Genomic DNA, 19,117 nt, shown 5'->3' with positions numbered 1-19,117 from the left:
GCGGGCAGCCTAGCGCAACCGGACTTGCCCCGCCCACCATCCCGCGCTTTGGTGCGGGCACAAGAAATCACCAAGGGAGACACCTTCATGCTGCTGCGCCGCGCGGCCCTCGCCTGTTCCCTGCTGCTCACGCCCTTCGTGGCGGCGGCGCAGACATTTCCGGAACGCCCCGTCTCCATCTCGGTGGGCTTCGCGCCGGGCGGGTCCACCGACATCGCCTCGCGCCTCATCGCCGACCGGCTGGCGGCCAATCTCGGCAACAACGCGCGCGTGCTGGTGGAGAACCGGCCGGGCGCCTCGGGCACCGTGGCGTCCGAATGGCTGCGCCGCCAGTCGGCCGATGGCCACAACCTGATGCTGATCGAGGTTTCCTCCCACGCCGTGGTGCCCGCCGCGCTGCAAGGCGGCACCAGCTACGACCCCATCCGTGACTTCACGCATCTGGGCATGGTGGGCACCGCGCCCATGATCCTGGTGGCGCATCCCGGCATTCCCGGCGGCACGGCGGAGGAGGTGATCGCGCATCTGCGCACCTCGCGGAACGAGGAAATCCCGTATGCGACCTCGGGCGTCGGCTCCATCCCGCATTTCGGCGTGGAGATGCTGGCGGCGCAGATCGGCGCGCGGTTCCTCCATGTCTCCTATCGCAGCGGCGGTCTGATGCTGACGGCCATCCAGCAGGGGCAGGGGCAGTTTGGCATCGCGGTGCTGGCCTCCGCGGCGGCGCATGTGCGCGGCGGCATGGTGCGGGGCCTGGCGGTGACCAGCCGCGAGCGCTTCCCCGCCTTCCCGGGCATCCCGACCTTGCACGAAGGCGCGATCCCGGGCTTCGAGATGACGACCTGGAACATGATCATCGGCCCGCCCAACATGCCGGCGGACCGCGTCGCGCAGATCAACCGCGCGCTGATCGCCACCGTGGCGGAGCCGGACATCCAGGCGCGCCTCATCCAGGCTGGCGTGGCGCCCTGGACCGGGCCCAACACGCCCGAGGTCACGCGGGACTTCCTGCGCGCGGAGCTGGAGAAATACCGCGCCGTGGTGGCGCAGACCGGCATCCGGCTGGAGCGTTGAGGTCCGGGCCGGATCTCAGGCGCGGCCGTCTTCCTGGAAGCGGCCGAACGCTTCCATCTGCTCCTTGATGGAACGCACGGCCAGCATCTTCTTGGTCGCGAGAAACTCGTCGCGGCTCATCCGGCCGAGCGGCGCGCGCGTGAGGACGGCCATGAATTCGCACCCCCTCGACCGCGTGAGCAAGGCGAGCCGAAGGGGCAGCACGCCCAGGAAGTTCATCTCCTCCACGACAAGCTGGAAGGTGGAGGGGATGAAGAAATACTCGTGGGCGTCCACGTATTCGCTCGACCGGGCCTGCGCCAGCACCGAGGCGAAGCGCGCCTGCGGGTCGTGGCGGAACAGATGGATGTCCGCGACGGCGCCCTGCCACCAGGCCAGGCGCGGCTCCGGGCCGAAGCGCTCGCGCTCCTCCCCGCCATGTTCGGCCATGACCTGCATCTCCTCCCGGTAGAGGCTTTCGAAGCTGTGGCGCCGGGCCTTCGCGACATGGTCCGAAAGCACCTTGGCGCTGTCCGTCAGGGGCTGGAAGAAATCGAAGCAATAGCGCTTGTCGGGCACGAGGAGGATGATGACGCCCTCCGGCGTCAGCACATCCAGCGAACCCTGGAGGAAGCCCACGAAATCGGTCGCGTGCTCGACGACATGGGAGGCATAGACCACGTCGAATTTCTGCCCGCCGACCATCTCCGGGATGGATTGGCCAGTGTAGACATAATCCACCTGCTCGATGCGGGAGGTGTCCACTCCCAGTTGCCGGTACTTCTCCACCAGCTGCTCGGTGGGCAGATGGTCCACGATGCGGACGTTGTAGCCTTCCGCCTTGCGGAACAGGGGCGAGTACCCGGCGCCGATCTCGAGGATCGTCTTGTCGCGGCCGGCCATGAGAAGGGAACGGGCGCGGAAATCCCCCACTTCGACGTCCTGGCGCGCATCATCCTCCGGCGTGGCGTAGATGCGCGGGTTGGTGTTGAGGTCTGTCCACATGGCATCCTCCGGGCGGATCGAGAGGGAGATTTTCGGAGCCACAAAGCACACAACCGGCCGGAAATGGCAATCTGACATTGGTCCGGCGGGATGACGTGTTGAAGCACGAAGCCTTTGGGCCTTTACTGCGGGCAACGCCGCACGCAGGAAGAAGCGCCCCCATGGACGGAAGCACCCAGACGAAGCCCGCGCGCCCCACGGCCCGCGGGCGCCTGTTCTTCGCCAATCCCGGCCCGACCAACATCCCGGATTCCGTCCTGCTCGCCACCGCGCGGGCCAGCATGGACTTTAACGACCCGAACTTCCTGGCGGTCTATGATGCCTGCGTGGCGGGCCTGAAGAAGGTGCTGAAGACCACGCAGCACATCTTCTTCTACACCGCCTCCGGCCATGGCGCCTGGGAGGCGTCGCTGGTCAACACCCTCTCCCCCGGCGACCTCGTGCTGATCCCGGAGACGGGCTATTTCTCCGACAGCTGGGCTAAGATGTGCGAGCGGCTGGGCTTCGAGGTGCGGATGGTGGCGGCCGACTGGCGCCGCGGCTGCGACATCGCGGCCATCGAGGCCGCGCTGGAAGCCGACACGGAACACCGCATCAAGGCCGTCTGCGCCGTCCACAACGAGACCGCCGCCGGCACGCGCCTGCCCATCGAGCAGATCCGCGCCGCCATGGACCGCGTGAAGCATCCGGCGCTGCTGATGGCGGACACCATCTCCTCGCTCGGCTCCTATGATTTCCGCATGGACGAATGGGGCGTGGATGTCTGCGTGGGCGGCAGCCAGAAGGGGCTGATGCTGCCCACGGGCTTCAGCTTCAATGGCGCCTCCGAAAAGGCCATGGCCGCGCACCGCGCCAGCACCCATCCGCGCCACTATTTCGACTGGACCGAGATGCTCGGCCGGCGCCACAAGAGCTTCGTGGGCACCGTTCCCATCACGCTGTTCTACGGCCTCCAGGAATCGCTGCGGCTGATGCTGGAGGAGGAGGGGCTGGAGAACGTCTTCGCCCGCCATGCGCGCCTTGCGGCCGGCGTACGCGCGGCCGTGCAGCACTGGTCCGGCAACAACGGCCCGCAACTGTTTTGCCAGAACCCGGAGCGCTGGTCGGACAGCGTCACCGCCATCCTGATGCCCGAGGGCCACAACGCCGACGACCTGCGGCGCGTGGCGCTGGAACGCTTCAACGTCTCGCTGGGCGGCGGGCTGGGCAAGCTGGGCGGCCGCGTCTTCCGCATCGGCCATCTGGGCGATTTGAACGAGGCCATGGTGATCGGCACGCTGGGCGCGGTGGAGATGGCCATGCAGGTGGCCGGCGTGCCGCACGCGAAGGGCGGCGTGCAGGCGGCGGTGGAGGTCTATGCGAAGGGTTAGCGGGCGATCCGCGGAGGCGGAATCGCCGTAGCGGTGAATCGCCCGCTCAGCGGATGCTAACCCCGCACGAACACCAGCCCGCGCGCGCGCGCGGCATTGACCGTCAGGCTGCGGCCATCCGCGGCCAGCACCGCATCCGCCCAGCCCTCGAACAGCACCGAGGGCATGTGCACCCGCAGATGCCGCGGCGACAGCGCCGAGAGGCGCCAGGGCCCGGCATTCCGCAGCGGGCCCTGGGCGTGCAGCGCCTCCCCCTCGATGTGCCAGCGCGCGCCGAGTTCCGCGCAATGCCATGTGCCGTCCAGCGCCGGCGGGGGCACGGCTTCGGCGCGGCGGAAGCGCAGCATCTGGCCGGCATCCACCTCCACCTCCAGCACGCCGTCGCGCGGGGGGCCACCTGGAAGGGGAAGGCGCCGCGCCGGGCCGTGAGGCGGCCATCCTCGCCAGGGATCAGGGTGAAGGGCACGCCGTGCATGCGCGCCAGCAGGTCCGGCTCGATGTCCAGCGACAGCCCCGCCTCCTCGCACAGCCAGGTTCCGGCCATGCCCTCGCTCGGCACATGCGGCGGGGGCGGGCGCAGGGCGGGGTCGCCCTGCAGCGCGGCCTCCAGCACCTGCAGGGCCATGTGGTGCGGATCGAGCGAGGCATTGTTCGTGATGACGATGACGGTCAGCCGCCGTTCCGGCACGCGCAGGAAGGCGGTCTTGTAGCCGGGCCAGAGCCCGCCATGGCTGACGGTCTGGATGCCGCGCCAGTTCTCCACCTCCAGCCCCCGCGCGTAGCGGTTCATGGCGCCATTGGCGAAGGGCGCCGTCTCCTCGATCATCCCCTCCAGCTCGGATTGCAGGGTGCCCAGCGAGAGGCAGCGCGCCCAGAGCGCCAGATCCTCCACGCCCGAGACAAGGCCGCCCTCGCCCCCCAGCGGGAAGCCATGCGGCGCGCGGCGCCAGCCCCCGGCGCCATCGGGCAGGTAACCGGTGGCCAGCCCTGGCACGGGCACCGAGAGGTCCGGCGTGTGGCGGGTGCGCGTCATGCCCAGCGGGCCGAAGATGCGCCGTTCCAGGAACACCGCCAGCGACTGCCGCGCCACGCGCTCCACCACCTGGCCCAGCAGGCGGAAGCCCGTGTTGGAATAGAGGAAGCGCGTGCCGGGGGCGAAGTTCAGCCCCTCCTGCCGGGCGATGAGCGCGTCCAGCTCCACCTCGGTCACCGGCGTGGCCAGGTCCGCGCCGCCCAGCCGCGCCAGTTCCAGCACGTCGCGCAGCCCGCCGGCATTGCGCATGGCCTGGTCCAGCGTCACGGCGCCGAGTTCGGCGGGCAGCCAGGGCAGGTGGGCTCCCAGCGTGTCGTCCAGCCGCAACAGCCCATCGCGCGCCAGCATCAGGATGGCGGCGCAGGTGAACTGCTTGGAGACGGAGGCGATGCGGAAGGTGGTGGGGATGCCGATGGGCGCGTTCAGCTCGATGGAGGCAAGGCCCGCGGAACGGCGCAGCAGCAGCATGCCGTCGCGCGCCACCCCCACTGCGGCCCCGGGCGTCTCGGCCAGCGGGACGAGCATTTGACCCACACGCCGCTCCAGCCGCAGCAGGTCGAGATCACGCATCCATGTAAACTCCCAGGCAACAAATCCTTACAATGTTTCCCGCCCGCGGCGCCATGGCGGAAACACGGCGGGGTTGTGCGCCCGGACCGCCGGGCCACATGCTGCGGCGGAGGGTTGCCTGCAACTGCGCCGTTCCCGCCACCGGCCCGGAGGTATATCCTGCCCGCCGACCGTCGTGTTCACGGAAGAAATGGGGCCTGCCCGATGAAGTTGAAGCTGCGCACTGCCACCGCCCTCGCGGGTGCCTTCGCGGCCGGCATCCTGGCCGGGCCGTTCGTGGGCGCCATCGCGCAGCAGGATGGCGGCCGGGCCGAGACCTACCGCCTGTTGCAGCTCTTCGGCGATGTCTTCGCCCGCGTCCGCGCCGAATATGTCGAGCCGGTGCAGGACCGTGACCTGGTGGAGAACGCCATCAACGGCATGCTGACCGGGCTCGACCCGCACAGCGCCTACCTCAACCCCCGCAATTTCCGCGACATGCAGGTGCAGACCCGCGGCGAGTTCGGCGGGCTGGGCATCGAGGTGACGCAGGAGGGCGGCTATATCCGCGTCATCTCGCCCATTGACGACACGCCGGCGGCGCGCGCGGGCATCCGTCCCGGCGACAACATCACGCACCTCAACGGCAATTCCACCCAGGGCATGACCCTGCAGGAGGCCGTGGACACGATGCGTGGGGAGCGCGGGACCTCCCTGCGCCTGACCATCCGGCGCGAGAACACGCCCACCGCCATCGAGCTGACCATCGTCCGCGACGTGATCCGGCCGCAGATCGTCCGCTTCCGGATGGAGGGGAACGACATCGGCTACATCCGCGTCACCTCCTTCAACGAGCAGACGGAGGCCAATGTCCGCCGCGCCCTGTCCAGCCTGCGGCAGCAGGCCGGCAACAACCTGCGCGGCCTGATCCTGGATCTGCGGAACAATCCGGGCGGGCTGCTGGACCAGGCGGTGCAGGTGACGGACAGCTTCCTGGACCAGGGCGAGATCGTCTCCACCCGCGCCCGCCGCAGCGAGGACGCGCAGCGCTGGAACGCGCGCAGCGGCGACATCGCGAACGGGCTGCCCATGGTGGTGCTGGTGAATGGCGGCAGCGCCTCGGCCAGCGAGATCGTGGCCGGCGCCCTGCAGGACCACCGCCGCGCCGTGATCCTGGGCGTGCGCAGCTTCGGCAAGGGCTCGGTGCAGACGGTGATGCCGCTGGGCGGCAACAATGGCGCCATCCGCATCACGACGGCGCGGTACTACACGCCCTCCGGCCGGTCCATCCAGGCCACCGGGATCGAGCCGGACATCGAGGTGCTGGCCAGCCGCGCCACCACCACCACGGCCGAGGCGAACCCCCAGCGCGAGCGGGACCGGGAATCCAATTTGCGCCGCGCGCTGCGGGCCGAAACGACGACGCCCACCACGCCGCCCACGGTCCAGCCCGCGCCGCTGAACCTGCCGGCCGGCCTGGCCGACCGCATCCAGCGCGAGCCGCCCGAGGGGTTCCCGACGCTGGACCTGACCCGGCCGGAGACGGATTTCCAGCTCCAGCAGGGGCTGGTTCTGGTGCGTGGCCTGGTGGCCAACCCGCCGCGCCGGGCGCAGCGCTAGCCAGCGTCCGATCGTCCCCGGTGGAACCGGGGGCGTGAATCGGCCGCAGGGCAAGCGACCTAGGCCAGTCGCCGCGCCGCGAAGCTCTGGACCAGGCGCCATTCCTCACCCTCCCGCGCTTCATGGACCCAGGTGAAGGCGGAGGGTGTGATGTCGCGGAAGCTCCAGCGGCGGGCGGGCGCCACGTCGGACGTCGTCTCCAGCACCACGGCATCGCCGTTTCGCCGGGCCGTGAAGGTCAGGACGGCCCCGTGCATGGGCCCGACCCATGTGGACCGCCAGGCGCCCAGGGCCGGGTCATGGAAGCGCAGGCTGGTGCCGTATTCATAGGCGCTGACCTCACGCCGGCCGCGCGGCGGGACGATCCAGACATCCTGGATGCCGCGGCCCTCCAGCACCCGCGCGAAATGCCATTCGCCCTCCTCCTCGCGGATCAGGGCCTTGTCGGGTCCGTACCAGCGCACCTCCAGCGCCCAGCTGCCGATGAAGGGTTCGAAGATCCGCTGGTCCGGCGGGATGTCGGCATGGGGCGCGGGCGAGAGCAGGGCGTCTGCGAAAATCTGCGGGTCCATGGGCGTTCCGATCAGGCGTCGGTGGCGGCCCGACGCCGTGGCTCCTTGTCATGGAACATTACCATGGGCGGGCCGCCGGGCTGGTGTTTCGGCGCCGCCGTTGCGAAAATCTTCACGCAATCCGGTGAATCCAGCCCCATGCGCCCATTCCTGACCCCGCCCGACCCGCGCCGTGGCTGAAGGGCCGGAACCCGTGGCGCGCCGCCCATGGGGCTGGCGCCTGCTGGGCCTGTTCTGGGCCGCGGTGCTGGTGGCGCTGCTCGGCGGCGGGGTGGTGCTGGTCGCGCTCGGCCCCCCGCCGGCCGAGGAGGAGGTGGTCACCGAGTCCCCGCCGGACACCATGACGCCGGAGCCGCCGCCGGAGGCCGCGCCCGAGCCGCCACCCCCACCCCCAACCCCACCCCCCGTCGCGGCCCCGCCCGCCACGCCGCCGCGCCTTGCCTTCGCGCGCCCCGCCCCCGCCGCCCAGGGACGCATTCCGGTCGCCATCATCGCCGGCGGCCTGGGGATGAGCGCGGAGGTCACGGCCCAGGCCATCCAGTCCTTGCCCGTGGCGGTGGGCCTCGCCTTCAGCCCCTATGCGACCGAGCCAGGGCCCCTGCTGCAGCAGGCCCGGCTGCGCGGCTTCGAGACGCTGCTGGCCCTGCCGCTGGAGCCCACCGGCTTCCCCCTGAATGACCCCGGCCCCCGCGCCCTGTTGACCGGCGTGTCGCGCGCCGAGAATGCCCAGCGCCTCGAATGGCTGCTGCGGCGCCATGGCGGGCATGTGGGGGTGGTGGGCGCGCTGGGCCCGCTGCGCGGCGAGCGCTTCGCCGCCCTGCCCGACCAGTTCGACGCCATGCAGCGCCAGGTGGAGGCGGCGGGCTTCCTCTACATAGACCCTCGCCCGGGCCAGCCGGCGCCGCGCCTGGTCTGGGGGCGGAGCGTGGATGTGGTGCTGGACGCGCCCTCCACCCGCGCCGAGATCGAGCTGCGCCTGTCCCAACTGGAACGCGCGGCACGCGAGCGGGGCTCGGCCATGGGCTATCTGGGCGAGGCGACGCCGGTGGCGGTGGAGCGTGTCTCGGCCTGGGCGGCGGCCGTGGCCGCGCGGGGGCTTGTGCTGGTGCCGCCCTCGGCGCTGATGTTGCCGCCCCGTCCGGAGAATTGACCGTGAGCCTGCCCTATCGCCCCAATGTGGGCGCCGTGCTGTTCAACCCGCAGGGCCTCGTGCTCGTGGCCCGCCGCGCCGACATGCCCAATGCCGAGGGTGCGGCCGGCGGCTGGCAATTGCCCCAGGGCGGCATGGATGAGGGCGAGGACCCCGCCGTGGCCGTCTTCCGCGAACTGGAGGAAGAGGTGGGCACCGCCCATGCCGAAATCCTGGCCGAGCACCCCGAATGGCTGACCTATGACCTGCCGCCCGAATTGCTGGGCAAGGCGCTGGGCGGCAAGTGGCGCGGGCAGAAGCAGAAATGGTTCGCGCTGCGCTTCCTGGGCACGGATGCGGACATCCGCCTCGACCTGGACCCGCACCCGGAATTCGACGCTTGGCGCTGGGCGCATCTGGCTGAGCTGCCGGCCATGGCGGTGCCGTTCAAGCGCGCGATCTATGAGCGGCTGGCGGTGGATTTTTCCCGGTTTGCCGGCTAGCGCCTGATCCGCGAAGGCGGCATGCCGGAGCGGTGAATCAGCCGCTCGGACAAGGCCACCCTTGCGGCGGCGCGTGAACGCGCGAACATGGGGGCGAAGCCTGAAGGACGCCCCGCCTTGCAAAAGTTCCAGAGCACCGAGCGCTACATCGCCCCGCGCGAGCTGGAGGTGGCCGTCAACGCCGCCGTGGCGCTGCAACGCCCCCTGCTGGTGAAGGGCGAGCCCGGCACGGGCAAGACCGTGCTGGCGCAGGAGGTGGCGCGCAGCCTCGGCATCCCGCTGATCGAGTGGCACATCAAGTCCACCACCAAGGCGCAGCAGGGCCTCTATGAATATGACGCCGTGTCACGCCTGCGCGACGGGCAGCTCGGCGATGAGCGGGTGCGGGACATCTCCAACTACATCATCAAGGGCAAGCTCTGGGAGGCCTTCGAGCACGAGACGCCCGTGGTGCTGCTGATCGACGAGATCGACAAGGCGGACATCGAATTCCCGAATGACCTGCTGCTCGAACTCGACCGCATGCAGTTCCATGTCTACGAGACGAAGCAGACGGTGGTGGCGCGGCATAGGCCCATCGTCATCATCACCTCGAACAACGAGAAGGAGCTGCCGGACGCCTTCCTGCGCCGCTGCTTCTTCCACTTCATCCGCTTCCCCGACCGCGAGACGATGGAGCGCATCCTGGCCGCGCATTACCCCGATCTGCGCGCGGAACTGGCGCGGGAGGCGCTGAACGTCTTCTTCCAGATGCGCGAGGTGAACGAGCTGAAGAAGAAGCCCGCCACCAGCGAATTGCTGGACTGGCTGAAGCTGCTGATGATCGAGGACATGCCGCCCGAGGCGCTGCGCAGCAGCGACACCAAGGTGGCCATCCCGCCGCTCTATGGCGCGCTGCTGAAGAACGAGCAGGATGTGCATCTGTTCGAGCGGCTGGCCTTCCTCTCCCGCGCGCGGAGATAGGCCATGTTCGCCCCCTTCATCCTGGAATTGCGGAAAGCCGGCCTGCCCGCCTCCATCACGGAATGGCTGGCGCTGATGGGCGCGATGAAGGCGGGCGTGGCCGATTACGACATTGACGACTTCTACTACCTGGCGCGCACCACGCTGGTGAAGGATGAACGCCACCTTGATCGCTTCGATCGCGTTTTCGGCGAGGTGTTCAAGGGGCTGGAGCCGCCCACCACGCTGACCGGCGAGGTGATCCAGCGCGAACTCCCCGAGGAATGGCTGAAGAAGCTGGCCGAACGCATGTTCACCGCCGAGGAGATGGCCAAGATCAAGGCCATGGGCGGCTTCGAGAAGCTGATGGAAACGCTGCGCGAACGCCTGGCCGAGCAGAAGAAGCGCCACCAGGGCGGCAACCGCATGATCGGCACCAACGGCACCAGCCCTTTCGGCGCCGAGGGCTACAACCCGGAAGGTGTCCGCATCGGCCAGGAGGGTTCACGCCAGCGCCGCGCCGTGAAGGTCTGGGACAAGCGGGAGTTCCGCGACCTGGACGATGATGCGGCGCTGGGTTCGCGCGCGATGAAGCTCGCTCTCCGCAAGCTGCGCCGCTTCGCGCGCCAGGGCGAGGCGAATGAGCTGGACGTGGACGGCACCATCGGCGCCACCGCGCGCAACGCCGGCACGCTGGACCTGAAGATGCGGCCCGAGCGGCGCAACGCGGTGAAGGTGCTGCTGCTGCTGGACATCGGCGGGTCCATGGACGACCACGTGATGGCGTCGGAGGAATTGTTCAGCGCAGCCAAGTCCGAGTTCAAGCACCTGGTCCACCTCTACTTCCACAACTGCCCCTATGAGCGGTTCTGGAAGTCCAACCGCCGCCGTGCCGAGCAGACGGTGACGACCTGGGAAATGCTCCGCACCTATGGCCCCGACTGGCGCGTGGTGTTTGTCGGCGATGCCTCGATGGCGCCCTATGAGATCGTGGAGCCGGGCGGCAGCGTGGAGCATTGGAACGAGGAGGCGGGGAAGGTCTGGCTGCAGCGCATCACGTCGCACTTCCGCCGCGTGGCCTGGATCAACCCGACGCCCCAAAAACATTGGGGCTACACCACCTCCATCAACCTGATCCATGACGCGGTGGAGGGGCGGATGTTCCCGATGACGCTGGAGGGGCTGGATGGGGTGGCGAGGGCGCTAAGGTAGCGTTCGATCGTCCCGGCGCAGCCGGGGCGTGAATCGGCCGCTCAGATGGCGTTCGATCGTCCCGGCGCAGCCGGGGCGTGAATCGGCCGCTCAGATGGCGTCCGATCGTCGCTGGCGTAGCCGGCGGCGTGAATCGGCCGCTAAGGGAACGCCGGCCGCGCCTTACCATCTTACTATCTTACCATCTTACCCGTGATGGTCGCGGCGGGCGCGGTGCGCCCATTGGCGGCCTTCACCATGCGCCCGCGCGCGCGGAAAAGTCCAGGACAACTACCCGTTTGGCCGCAGGATCTGCCGCAGCACACTCCCCTCCGCCAGCCGGTCGAAGCCTTCATTCATCCCCTCCAGCGTGACGAAGCCGGAGCGCAACCGGTCCACCGGCAGCTTGCCGCGCCGGTAGAGGTCCAGCATCAGCGGCAGGTCGCGCTTGGGCACGCAGCTTCCCATGTAGCTGGTGCGCAGGCTGCGCTCCTCGCTCACCATCGCGGCGGGGGCGACGGAAAGGCGGGCGTTCACGTTCGGCAGCCCGGCCGTGATGGTCTCGCCCCCGCGCGCCGTGATGCCCATGGCGAGTTCCAGCGCCGGTATGACGCCCGCCGTCTCGATCACGGTGTCCAGCCCGCCGCGCGTTGCCTCGCGTACCGCGGCCGCGCAGTCTTCGTCGGCCAGGAAGGCGTCGGTGGCGCCCCATTGCCGGGCCAGCGCCAGCTTCTCCGCGCTGCGGTCCACCGCCACGATGCGCGCGGCACCGGCGGCCACGGCACCCAGCAGCGCGCTCATTCCCACGCCGCCGAGGCCCACCACCGCCACCTCCGCCCCCGGGCGCAGCTTCGCCGTGTTGAAGACGGCCCCCGCGCCCGTCATCACCGCGCAGCCGAAGATGGCGGCGTCCTCCAGCGGAATGTCCTGGTCTATCTTCACCAGGCTGTCGCGCATCACCACCGCATATTGCGCGAAGAGCGACAGGCCGGAATTGTGGTTCACGGCCCCGCCGTTCAGCCGCGCCAGGCGCCGCGCGCCGGACATCAGCGTGCCCTTGGCCCGCGCGTCGAAGGAGGCGCCGCAGATATTGGGCTTGCCGCGCGCGCAGTCCCGGCATTCGCCGCAGCTGGTGACGAACAGCGCCACCACATGGTCGCCAGGTTGGAGGCCCGTCACGCCAGGCCCGCATTCGCGTACGATGCCCGCGCCCTCATGCCCGATGATGATGGGCAGCGGGCGCGGGCGCTGGTTCTCGATGGTGGAAAGGTCCGAATGGCAGAGGCCGGCGGCGGCGATCTCGATCAGCACCTCGCCGGGGCCGGGGGTGCGAGTTCCACCTCCTCGACCGAGAGCGGATGGGTCTCCGCATAGGGGCGCGGCAGCCCCTGGGCATAGAGCACGGCGGCCTTCATGCGCATGGTCGTTTCCTTCGGCCCGGGTCCGATCGGCGGCGGTACGCCGACGTGAATCGGCCCCGCAACAACGCGCACGCTGGACGCCGTGCGCCCGGCTGTCCAGCATCGCCCCAGGGAGAAAACGCCAATGACCTGGGACCTCTACGCCATCCGCTACGCCACCAATCCGCGCCGCCTGGCGCGGGACAATTTCATCAGCGCCACCGGCGACCCGCATGACGCCGCCATGCCGATGGATTTCTTCATCTGGTGCGCGGTGAAGGATGGGCGGGCGGTCGTCATCGACAGCGGTGCCGACGCCGCCACCTGCGCCGCGCGCGGCAATGATTTCCTGCGCTGCCCGGCCGAGAGCCTCGCCGCCATCGGGGTGGACGCGACGCGGGTGGAGGATGTGGTGTCCACCCACCTGCACTGGGACCACGCCGGCAATTTCGGAAAATTCCCGCGCGCGCGCTTCCACGCCCAGCCCTGCGAAATCGCGCACGCCACCGGCCCCTGCATGTGCCAGCCCTTCCTGCGCCGCGCCTATGATGTGGAGCATGTGGTGGGCTTCGTCCGCCTGCTCTACGCCGACCGCGTGCGCTTCCACGGCGCGGAGGGCGAGGTGGCGCCCGGCATCACGGTGCGGCAGGTGGGCGGACATGCGCCCGGGCTTCAGGTGGTGCGGGTGCACACGAAGAAGGGCTGGGTGGTGCTGGCGTCCGACGCCATGCATTTCGCGGCCAATGCGCGCACCGGGAACCCCTTCCCGGTGGTGGTGAATGTGAAGGACTATCTCGACGCGCTGGCCCTGCTGCCGAAGCTGGGGGACCACGTGATTCCGGGCCATGACCCGGAGGTCATGGCGCGGCACGAGGAGGTGGCGCCGGGGATCGTCAGGCTGGCATGAGGCGCCCGTCGCGCATCGTCAGGATGCGGTCGGCCAGGTCCAGCACGCGGTTGTCATGCGTCACCATCAGCGTGGTGGTGCCGCGCGCCCGGCCCAGCCGCTTCAGCAGCGCCACCACGGCCAGGCCGTTCTCGGCGTCCAGCGCGGCGGTGGGTTCGTCGGCGAAGATGATCTCGGGGCTGCCGGCCAGCGCGCGCGCCACCGCCACGCGCTGCTTCTGCCCGCCCGAGAGCCGCGCCGGGTGGTAGTGCAGCCGGTCCTCCAGCCCCACCAGCGACAGGGCGCGGGCGGCGGCGGCCTCGGCCGCGGGCACCGCGCCGTGCACGTCGAGGGCGAGGCGGACATTCTGCAGCGCCGTCAGGCTCTCATGCAGGTTGTGCGCCTGGAAGATGAAGCCCATGCGGCGCCGCGCCTCGGCCAGCGCGGCGGCGGAGGCGCCGGCCATCTCCCGCCCCAGCACGCGCACGGATCCGGCCTGCACCGAACGCAGCCCGCCCAGCAGCGTCAGCAGCGTGGTCTTGCCGGAGCCCGAGGCGCCCATCAGCACCACCAGCGCCCCGCGCGCGATGTCGAGGTCGAGGCCGAACAGCACCTGGCGCCGCGCCTCGCCCGCGCCGAAATGGTGGTCCAGGCCGCGCACCGTGATGGCGGGGTCCATCAGAACAGCTCCGCCGGGTCGGCGCGGACGAGGCGCCGCGTGGCCAGCGCGCCCGATGCCACGCACATCACCACCGTGCCGAGCAGGACGCCCAGCAGGCGTTCGGGCGGCATCAGCACGTCAATGCCCGTCACCGCCGTCAGCAGCGCGTAGAGCCCGTAGGCCATGAGGCTGCCGGGGATGAAGCCGAAGGCGGCCAGCACCACCGCCTGCTCCATGATGATGCCGAGGAAGAAGCCCTGCCGGTAGCCCATGGCCTTCATGGTCGCGTATTCGCGCAGATGGTCCGCCACGTCCGAGGACAGCACCTGGTAGACGATGATGAGGCCCACCAGCGCGCCCATCAGCACGCCCATGCCGAAGATGATGCCCACCGGGCGCTGCGTGGTCTGGAAGGTCCGGTCGCGCGCCAGGGCCACGTCCAGGGTGCGGGCCACGGCGTCGGCGCCCGGCAGCGCGGCGTTGATGCGCGCGGCCAGCGCCGCCGCATCCTGCCCCGGCGCGGCGCGCACCAGGATCAGGTTGGGCGCGCGAAGCGAGCGGTTGCGGAACAGGCCCATGAAGCTCTGGTCCGACATCACCAGCCAGCCATCGCCGCTGAAGCTGCCGCCGATGCGGAAGCTGCCATGCAGCGTCAGGCTCCGGCCCTGGAATTCGAAGCGCTGCGGCGTGCCGGCGTCGAGGCCGGCGAAGACCCCGGGCGGCACGTTGCGCGTGGCGCGGTCAATGAAGGCGGCGCCGGGCAGGGTCAGCACGTCGCGCCGGCCTTCCAGCGCGCGCAGCGAGGGCAGGCGCGGGTCCACCCCCATCACGTCCAATGAGCGCGCGGAACCATCGGCCGAGCGCCATTCCAGCTTGCCCATGAAGACGGGTGCGGCGGCGGCGACGCCGGGCACCGCCAGCGCGTCCAGCATGCGCTGGCGCGGCAGGGGGCTGCCATCGGTGAGCGTGTTCGCATCGGGCGCCTGGATCAGGATGTCGGCCTCCAGCGCGGCATAGGGAAGGCCCACGGTGCCGGTCAGCGCGCCCATGAAGCCCAGCTGCATGAAGACCAGCAAATTGGCGAAGCCCACGCCCAGCACGGCGGCGAGGAAGCGGCCGCGCCGGTGCGCGAGCTGCAGCCAGCCGATGGGCAGCCGCCCCAGCAGCCGGGTGGCCAGCGCGATCACGGCGTGATCCGCGCCGTGACCTGGAGGTTGACCAGCGCCGCCGCGCGCCTGGCGGCTTCGCCCTCCAAGGCCACCACGGCGCGCACCACGCGCGCATCGGTGGCGGCGGCGGGGCTCGGGTCGGTCAGGGTCTGGCGCTGCACCTCGCGGCCCAGATGGTCCAGCGTGCCGTGCAGCGGCGCCTCCAACGCTGGCGAGGCGAGCGTGACTGGCGCGCCCGGGCGCAGGCGGGCCACGCGGTCCTCATGCACCTCGATCTCCGCGATCATGTCGTCGAGGCGCGCGAAGGTCATCAGCCCGGCATTGCCCGGCCGCTCGCCGGGGCGGGCGTGCAGGGTCAGCACCGTGCCCGCGCTGGGGGCCCGGATGGTGGCGCGGGCCAGGTCGGCCGCGGCGCGGTCGCGCTCGGCGGCGGCGGCGTCGAGGTTGCGGCGGGCCAGCAGGATGTCCGGCTGGGTGTCGGGCGGGCCGGCGTGGCGGGCCAGGGCGGCGCGGGCGCGGGCAGCGTCCTGCTCGGCCTGGGCGTGGGCCAGGCGCCGCTGGTCCAGCGTCTGGGCCGGCGTGGCGCCGCGCGCGGCCAGGGCCTCCGCGCGCTCCAGGTCGCGGCGGAGCACGGGGAGGGAGGCCTCGGCGCGGGCGAGCGCGGCCTCCGCCTCGGCCAGGCTGGTGGCGACGGAGAGCAGGGTCTGGGCGAGGGCCGCCTCGCGCTGGGCGCGCTGCGCCTCGGCGGCGGCCAGGGCGGCGGCGAGGGCGGGCGCGCTGTCGAGCGTGGCGAGGATGGCGCCCTCCTCCACCGTGTCGCCTTCGCGCACCCGAAGCTCCGCCAGCCGCGCATCACCACCACCGAAGGGGGGAGCGATGGTGATGACGCGGCTGCGCGGCACCAGCCGGCCGATGGCGAGCACCGGGGGTGGGCCCGCCTCCACGGATCGGGCTGGGCCCCCCTCCGCGGAGCGGAGCTGGTGTGTTTCCACGGCGGGGGCCGCGGGCGGGGGGGCGATGCGTGGCCAGGCCATGACGGCCACGGCGCCCACGGCCAGCGCCGCGAGCAGCCCGCCGAGCCCGCCCAGGCGACGGCGCGCGGGGGAGGCGCCACCTCCATCGGCAAGGCGCCGTCACGGGTGGTATCGAGGGCCACGCACCATGTTCCTTTGCGATATTGACCCTTTGGTCATTATCATGGTGCGCGCGTAAGGGGAAGCAGTAATGACCGATGGGTCAGCAAAGCCGCGCCGGCGGCGGAAGGAGGCGCGGCCGGGTGAAATCCTGGAGGCGGGCCTCGCCGAATTCACCGAGCGTGGCTTCGGCCCGGCGCGCATGGAGGACATCGCCCGCCGCGCCGGCGTGGCGAAGGGCACCGTGTTCCGCTACTTCCCGACGAAGGAGGCGCTGTTCGAGGCCGCTGTGCAGTCGCGCCTGGGCCCCGTGCTGGCCGGCGCCGAGGCGGCCCTGGCCGACCCGCCCGGCACGGCCACGGAGATGCTGCGCGCCCTTATCATCGAGGCGCATCGCGGCGTGATGGACAGCGACATGCCGCAGATCATGCGCATGGTGCTGACCGAGGGGCCGCGCTTCCCGCAACTGCTCGAAGCCTATCACCGCCTGTCCATGGCGCGCGGGCAGGAGGTGATCCAGCGGGTGCTGGCGCGCGGGGTCGCGGCGGGCGAGTTCCGGGACAGCGCCCTGCTGCGGGCGCCCATGCTGATCATGGCGCCCGCGCTGATGGCCGCGATGTGGCGGCTGAACTTCGAGCGGCTCGACCCCCTGCCCCGCGAGGCCCTGCTGGAGGGCCACCTGGAGATGGTGTTCGGCGCGCTGGCCTCCGATGGGAGGCGCGGCGAACCCGCCGTCAGCCCACCGGGTTCACCAGCTCCCCGATCCCCTCGACCGCGATCTTCACCACGTCGCCGGTCTTGAGCACCTGGGGCGGGTCCATGGCATAGCCCACGCCCTCGGGCGTGCCGGTCATGATCAGGTCGCCGGGGCGCAGCGTGAAGCCCAGCGAGAGGTGGTGCATGATCTGCCCCACGTCGAAGATCATCTTGCTGGTGCGCGAGGATTGCCGCATCTCGTCATTCACCCAGAGCTGGATGGCGATGTCGGAGGCGTCCAGCTCATCGGCCGGGATGATCCAGGGGCCCATGGGGCAGGAGCCGTCGAGCGACTTGCCCTTGAACCACTGCCCGTAGCGGCGCTGCAGGTCGCGCCCCGTCACGTCATTCGCGATGGTCCAGCCGAAGACGTGCTTCAGCGCGTCCTCGGGCGCGATGTTGGTGCCGGCGGTGCCGACGACGATGGTCAGCTCCGCCTCATAGTCCAGCCACTTCGTGATGCCGGTGGCGCCGTGGTCCGGGATGGTGGCGCCATGGGCGATGACCGTGTCCGGCGCCTTGGTGAAGAATTGCGGGAATTTCGGCAGCTCGCTGTTGGTGATGCCCCGCGTGCGGTCGCCTTCGGCCACATGGTCCATGTAGTTGCGGCCCACGCAGAAGACGTTGCGCGCCGGGCGCGGAATGGGCGCGCAGAGCGTGACCTCCGACAGCGGCAGCCGGGCGGTGGCGGCGGGGGCGGCCATGGCGGCGCGGATGGCGGAAAGCGCCTCGGCGCCCCCCTCGATCACCTGCGTCATCTCGGCATAGGGCAGGCCGGCGGCGGCGAAATCCAGCACCTCGCCGTCATTGAGCAGGGCGCCGGCGCGGGCCGGGCCGCCCCCGTGCGGGGCAAAGGTGACGAGACGAAGCGCCATGTCGTGATCCTTCCGGAAGGGTTTCCCGAATAGGGACGCGCCCGGCGCGGCTTGGCAAGCCGGGGGGGTGTTCATGGATTGGCAAGGCGGGGCGCGCAGGAAGGGCGTGGCCGACATCTTCCCGCCCCCAAGGAGCTGCCAGCCCATGACCTCGCGCTTCCTGGCCCCGCGGCGTGCCGTGCTGAAAGCGGGCCCGCTGCTGCTCGCCCGCCCGGCCGTGGCCAACCCGGTGGACGCCCTGCGCAGCCAATGGTCCCGCTTCCGCGACCAGTTCATGGCGCCGGAGGGCCGGGTGGTGGATACGGGCAATGGCGGCGTCTCCCACTCCGAGGGGCAGGGCTGGGCCATGCTCTGCGCCGTCCGGGCCGATGACCCCATCAGCTTCCACCGCCTGCATGGCTGGACGATGCGTGTGCTGAAACGCCCGCAGGATGAGCTGTTTTCCTGGCGCTATGCCCCCGCCCTCGCCACGCCGGTGAGTGACGCGAACAACGCAACCGATGGTGACCTGTTCATCGCCTGGGCGCTGCTGGAGGCCGGCGCGCGCTGGGGCGATGCGGGGCATGCGGCGCAGGGCGCGGCCTTGGCGCGCGACATCCTGCGGCGCCTGGTGCGCATGGTGGGGGCGCATCTGGTGCTGATGCCCGGCCTGCGCGGCTTCGAGCACCAGGCGCATGTGGTGCTGAACCCATCCTATTATGCCTTCCCGGCCATTCGTGCCCTGGCCGCCGCCGTGCCGGACCCCGCCTGGCTGCGGCTGGCGGCGGACGGGCTGGGCCTGCTGCGCCGGGCGCGCTTCGGCCGCTGGGGCCTGCCGCCCGACTGGCTGAAGCTGGAGCGGGAGAATGGGCGGGTCCGTCCCGCTTCCGGCTGGCCGCCCCGATTTTCCTACGACGCGGTGCGGGTGCCGCTCTATTTCGCCTGGGTGGGGCTGACCGAAGAGCCGGCGTTGACCGCCGCGGCACGCTTCTGGTCCGACCGGGCGCACCGGCATCTTCCTGCCTGGGCCGATCTCACCAATGATGTTGTATCGCCCTACGCGGCTTCGCCCGGCATCGCGGCGGTCGCGCAACTGATCCGCGTGTTGCGGTCGCCAGCCACAATCCAGACGTGCCCCACACAAGAAGGCGGCTCCGTTTCCGATTATTACTCCGCCTCGCTGTCCTTGTTGGTTGCATTGGCTGCAAGAGATTCGGGTCTATGCTGATCAAACGTCAACATTTTTGTGCAAAGATGACGAAAATTGCTGTTTCCCGATCGGGGTTTCCCG

At 70.6% G+C, this 19,117-nt stretch carries 18 protein-coding genes; 10 read left to right on the top strand and 8 right to left on the bottom strand.

Translation table 11 applies throughout. The features are described 5' to 3' along the window. The first annotated feature begins 87 nt into the window (after positions 1 to 87). Positions 88 to 1,074, top strand: coding sequence for a Bug family tripartite tricarboxylate transporter substrate binding protein (locus tag ICW72_RS12885; RefSeq protein ID WP_191083079.1), 987 nt, complete (start codon positions 88 to 90; stop codon positions 1,072 to 1,074). 15 nt (positions 1,075 to 1,089) lie between these two features. On the opposite strand, the gene ICW72_RS12880 is transcribed toward ICW72_RS12885, so the two are convergent. Beyond that, entirely contained in the window at positions 1,090 to 2,058 is a 969-nt protein-coding gene (locus tag ICW72_RS12880; RefSeq protein WP_191083078.1) for a class I SAM-dependent methyltransferase, read from the bottom strand. A 161-nt stretch (positions 2,059 to 2,219) separates the two neighbouring features. On the opposite strand from ICW72_RS12880, the gene ICW72_RS12875 reads away from it, so the two are divergent. After that, positions 2,220 to 3,428 (top strand): pyridoxal-phosphate-dependent aminotransferase family protein, encoded by a 1,209-nt coding sequence (locus tag ICW72_RS12875; protein ID WP_191083077.1) that lies wholly within the window; start codon positions 2,220 to 2,222, stop codon positions 3,426 to 3,428. 103 nt (positions 3,429 to 3,531) lie between these two features. Here the strand turns inward: ICW72_RS12875 and ICW72_RS12870 are convergent, their stop codons facing one another. After that, on the bottom strand, positions 3,532 to 5,031 hold the full coding sequence (locus ICW72_RS12870) for a serine hydrolase domain-containing protein (protein WP_191083076.1): 1,500 nt from the start codon (positions 5,029 to 5,031) through the stop codon (positions 3,532 to 3,534). A 204-nt stretch (positions 5,032 to 5,235) separates the two neighbouring features. Here ICW72_RS12870 and ICW72_RS12865 point away from each other — a divergent pair, with 204 nt between their 5' ends. Next, positions 5,236 to 6,630, top strand: coding sequence for a S41 family peptidase (locus tag ICW72_RS12865; RefSeq protein WP_191083075.1), 1,395 nt, complete (start codon positions 5,236 to 5,238; stop codon positions 6,628 to 6,630). 59 nt (positions 6,631 to 6,689) lie between these two features. Here ICW72_RS12865 and ICW72_RS12860 read toward each other — a convergent pair whose 3' ends face one another. Then, positions 6,690 to 7,202 carry a hypothetical protein gene (locus ICW72_RS12860; protein WP_191083074.1) on the bottom strand — a complete coding sequence of 171 codons (513 nt, stop codon included), beginning with the start codon at positions 7,200 to 7,202 and terminating at the stop codon, positions 6,690 to 6,692. A 172-nt stretch (positions 7,203 to 7,374) separates the two neighbouring features. Between ICW72_RS12860 and ICW72_RS12855 the strand changes: the two genes are divergently transcribed. The 4 genes from ICW72_RS12855 (at position 7,375) to ICW72_RS12840 (ending at position 10,988) form a co-directional block, all read left to right on the top strand. Beyond that, a complete protein-coding gene (locus tag ICW72_RS12855; RefSeq protein WP_191083073.1) occupies positions 7,375 to 8,352 on the top strand; it encodes a divergent polysaccharide deacetylase family protein in 978 nt (325 codons plus the stop codon). Continuing rightward, positions 8,349 to 8,834, top strand: coding sequence for an RNA pyrophosphohydrolase (locus tag ICW72_RS12850; protein WP_191083072.1), 486 nt, complete (start codon positions 8,349 to 8,351; stop codon positions 8,832 to 8,834). The genes ICW72_RS12855 and ICW72_RS12850 overlap by 4 nt, the downstream gene beginning before the upstream one ends. A gap of 117 nt (positions 8,835 to 8,951) precedes the next feature. Then, positions 8,952 to 9,797, top strand: a complete 846-nt coding sequence (locus ICW72_RS12845; protein ID WP_223880571.1) for an AAA family ATPase — start codon at positions 8,952 to 8,954, stop codon at positions 9,795 to 9,797. A 3-nt stretch (positions 9,798 to 9,800) separates the two neighbouring features. Further along, entirely contained in the window at positions 9,801 to 10,988 is a 1,188-nt protein-coding gene (locus ICW72_RS12840; RefSeq protein WP_191083070.1) for a vWA domain-containing protein, read from the top strand. Positions 10,989 to 11,258: 270 nt separating this feature from the next. Here ICW72_RS12840 and ICW72_RS12835 read toward each other — a convergent pair whose 3' ends face one another. Then, positions 11,259 to 12,278, bottom strand: coding sequence for a zinc-binding dehydrogenase (locus tag ICW72_RS12835; RefSeq protein WP_223880570.1), 1,020 nt, complete (start codon positions 12,276 to 12,278; stop codon positions 11,259 to 11,261). A 234-nt stretch (positions 12,279 to 12,512) separates the two neighbouring features. On the opposite strand from ICW72_RS12835, the gene ICW72_RS12830 reads away from it, so the two are divergent. After that, complete coding sequence (locus ICW72_RS12830; protein ID WP_191083069.1) at positions 12,513 to 13,274, top strand: N-acyl homoserine lactonase family protein; 762 nt, start codon at positions 12,513 to 12,515, stop codon at positions 13,272 to 13,274. Here ICW72_RS12830 and ICW72_RS12825 read toward each other — a convergent pair. The 3 genes from ICW72_RS12825 to ICW72_RS12815 are packed head-to-tail and all read right to left on the bottom strand — an operon-like array spanning position 13,261 to position 16,006. Then, positions 13,261 to 13,932: an ATP-binding cassette domain-containing protein gene (locus ICW72_RS12825; RefSeq protein ID WP_191083068.1), complete on the bottom strand. Its 672-nt coding sequence runs from the start codon at positions 13,930 to 13,932 to the stop codon at positions 13,261 to 13,263. The genes ICW72_RS12830 and ICW72_RS12825 overlap by 14 nt on opposite strands. Next, positions 13,932 to 15,101, bottom strand: coding sequence for an FtsX-like permease family protein (locus ICW72_RS12820; protein ID WP_191083067.1), 1,170 nt, complete (start codon positions 15,099 to 15,101; stop codon positions 13,932 to 13,934). Before ICW72_RS12820 ends, ICW72_RS12825 begins: the two co-directional genes overlap by 1 nt. After that, the gene (locus tag ICW72_RS12815; protein WP_191083066.1) at positions 15,098 to 16,006 is read right to left on the bottom strand and encodes an HlyD family efflux transporter periplasmic adaptor subunit; all 909 of its coding nucleotides are present in this window, start codon (positions 16,004 to 16,006) and stop codon (positions 15,098 to 15,100) included. The genes ICW72_RS12820 and ICW72_RS12815 overlap by 4 nt, the downstream gene beginning before the upstream one ends. 301 nt (positions 16,007 to 16,307) lie before the next feature. Here ICW72_RS12815 and ICW72_RS12810 point away from each other — a divergent pair, with 301 nt between their 5' ends. After that, a complete protein-coding gene (locus tag ICW72_RS12810) occupies positions 16,308 to 17,018 on the top strand; it encodes a TetR/AcrR family transcriptional regulator (RefSeq protein WP_191083065.1) in 711 nt (236 codons plus the stop codon). On the opposite strand, the gene ICW72_RS12805 is transcribed toward ICW72_RS12810, so the two are convergent. Continuing rightward, entirely contained in the window at positions 16,951 to 17,847 is an 897-nt protein-coding gene (locus ICW72_RS12805; RefSeq protein WP_191083064.1) for a fumarylacetoacetate hydrolase family protein, read from the bottom strand. The two genes, ICW72_RS12810 and ICW72_RS12805, sit on opposite strands and share 68 nt — an antisense overlap. A 145-nt stretch (positions 17,848 to 17,992) precedes the next feature. Here ICW72_RS12805 and ICW72_RS12800 point away from each other — a divergent pair, with 145 nt between their 5' ends. Continuing rightward, positions 17,993 to 19,054: a glycosyl hydrolase family 8 gene (locus tag ICW72_RS12800; RefSeq protein WP_191083063.1), complete on the top strand. Its 1,062-nt coding sequence runs from the start codon at positions 17,993 to 17,995 to the stop codon at positions 19,052 to 19,054. Positions 19,055 to 19,117 lie beyond the last annotated feature (63 nt).

Source organism: Roseococcus microcysteis, from assembly GCF_014764365.1.
Lineage (GTDB): Bacteria > Pseudomonadota > Alphaproteobacteria > Acetobacterales > Acetobacteraceae > Roseococcus > Roseococcus microcysteis.
The sequence above is the reverse complement of the archived record's forward strand: the minus strand, read 5'-3'. Positions and strand labels throughout refer to the sequence as shown.